This window comes from Nocardioides sp., from assembly GCF_035429765.1.
Taxonomy (GTDB): Bacteria; Actinomycetota; Actinomycetes; order Propionibacteriales; family Nocardioidaceae; genus Nocardioides.
The window spans coordinates 1-1,869 of the sequence record NZ_DAOMFK010000327.1; the positions used below are offsets into that span (position 1 = coordinate 1).

A 1,869-nucleotide genomic window follows, 5' to 3' on the forward strand; every position below is an offset into this window, starting at 1 on the left:
CCAGCGGCCGAGCGGCGTCGTGGACCGCGACGACCTCGACCTCGCCGGACTCGATCGCGGGGGCCAGCGCGCACAGGGCGTGCCACTCCGACTGGTGCCGGGTCGCGCCGCCGTGCACCACGAGCACCTCGCGGTCGCCGAGCACGGGCGCGACCGCGTCGGCCACGGCCTGCTCCTCCCCGGCCCCGACCACGACCACCACCGGGTCCACGTCGGCGAGGCTGAGCGCGTCGCGCACCGACCAGGCCACCACCGGGAGGTCGCCGAGGGGCAGCAGCACCTTGTTGCGGCCGGCGCCGACCCTGGTCCCGGACCCGGCCGCGAGGACGACGACGGCGGCGCTCACCGGGCGAGGGTCCCGAGGTCGAGGGTCAGCTCCACCCGCTCGTCCGTGCGGACCACCGCCCGGGCCGCCCCGGTCAGGTCGAGCTCGACCGTCAGCAGGCCGTCCCCGGAGGCGGCCCGGGACCGGTACACCAGGCGCTCGTTGGCCAGCGACACCACGCTGGTCCGGGCGCGCACCAGCCAGGGGTGGCGGCGGCGCAGCCCCAGCACCTGCTGGTGCACGCGGTACATCCACCGGCCCTCCTCGGCCAGCTCCTCGGGCCGGGCCGGCAGCGGCGGGCGGATCTCGTCGTCGCCCCCGACGCGCTCGGTCTTGACGCCCCGGAAGGCCTGCTCGTCGCCGTAGTACAGCGAGGGCATGCCGCCGACCGTGCCGAGCACCACCAGCGCCAGCGCGGCCCCGGCGTCGCCCACGAGGGTGGCGATCCGGGTCACGTCGTGGTTGCCCACGAACGTCATCGGCACGAACCGCTCCACGAAGCCGTTGTGCCGCTCCAGCGCCCACGACAGCTCGAAGAGGTTGCGGTCGTGCAGCGAGCTCCAGACCGCCTTCCACAGCTCGTACTGGGTGACCGAGTCCAGCCCGCTCCTGGCCACCACGTCGGGGTAGTCGCCGTGGATCACCTCGCCCACGAAGAGCGCGTCGGGGTGGCCGGCGCGCACCCGCGGCAGCACCCGGGCCCAGAACGCCGGGTCGACGGCGTACGCCGCGTCCAGCCGCCAGCCGTCCACCCCCCGGTCCAGCCAGTGGTCCATCACCCCGGCCACCAGGTCCGCGGTGCGGGGAGCGGCGTGGTTCAGCTCGACCAGGTCCGCGTGCCCCTCGAAGGTCGCGCACCGAGGCGCCGCGGGGTCGGACCAGTCCAGGGCGAACAGGTCCGCCAGCTCCCCGGCGGGTCCCTCGGCCAGGGCACGGCGGTAGGACGGGTGGTCCGCGCCCACGTGGTTGAAGACCCCGTCCAGCAGCAGCCTCAGGCCGCGCGCCCGGCAGTCCTCGACGAGCCGGTCGAAGTCGGCGTCATCGCCGAGCCGCGGGTCGATCCGGAAGTGGTCGAGGGTGTCGTAGCCGTGGGTGCTGGAGGCGAACACCGGGCCCAGCTGCAGCCCGTTGGCCCCCAGGTCGACGGCGTAGTCCAGCCACGGCTCCAGCCCGGCGAGCCGGTGCACGACCGGTTCGCCGTGGTTCTCCCGCGGGGCCCCGAGCGCGCCGAGCGGATAGACGTGCCACCAGAGGACGTGGTCGATCCACGACATGCGGGCCTCCTGAGCGTCTCGGTCGCCCCCATCCTCCCAGCCGGACGGGCTCAGCCCACCAGCAGCGCCGTCGCGACCGCCGCGACGCCCTCGCCGCGGCCGGTGAGCCCCAGCCCGTCGGTGGTGGTCGCCGACACGGTGACCGGTGCACCGACCGCCGCGGAGAGCACCTGCTCGGCCTCCGCCCGACGGGGGCCGAGCCGGGGCCGGTTGCCGACGACCTGGATCGCGACGTTGCCGACCCGGAACCCGGCCGCCCGGAGCGCCGCC

Annotated in this window: 3 protein-coding genes; all 3 read right to left on the reverse strand. The window is 75.7% G+C overall.

All coding sequences use genetic code 11. The features are described 5' to 3' along the window. Positions 1–346, reverse strand: a 346-nt coding sequence (locus PLP61_RS16825) for an IspD/TarI family cytidylyltransferase (RefSeq protein ID WP_324503950.1), incomplete at its 3' end; no start/stop codon positions are given. Next, on the reverse strand, positions 343–1,599 hold the full coding sequence (locus PLP61_RS16830; RefSeq protein ID WP_324503951.1) for an alpha-amylase family protein: 1,257 nt from the start codon (positions 1,597–1,599) through the stop codon (positions 343–345). The genes PLP61_RS16830 and PLP61_RS16825, both read right to left, overlap by 4 nt. Before the next feature lie 50 nt (positions 1,600–1,649). Continuing rightward, positions 1,650–1,869 (reverse strand): 2-C-methyl-D-erythritol 2,4-cyclodiphosphate synthase (locus tag PLP61_RS16835; protein WP_324503953.1); only part of this gene is annotated, 220 nt, incomplete at its 5' end.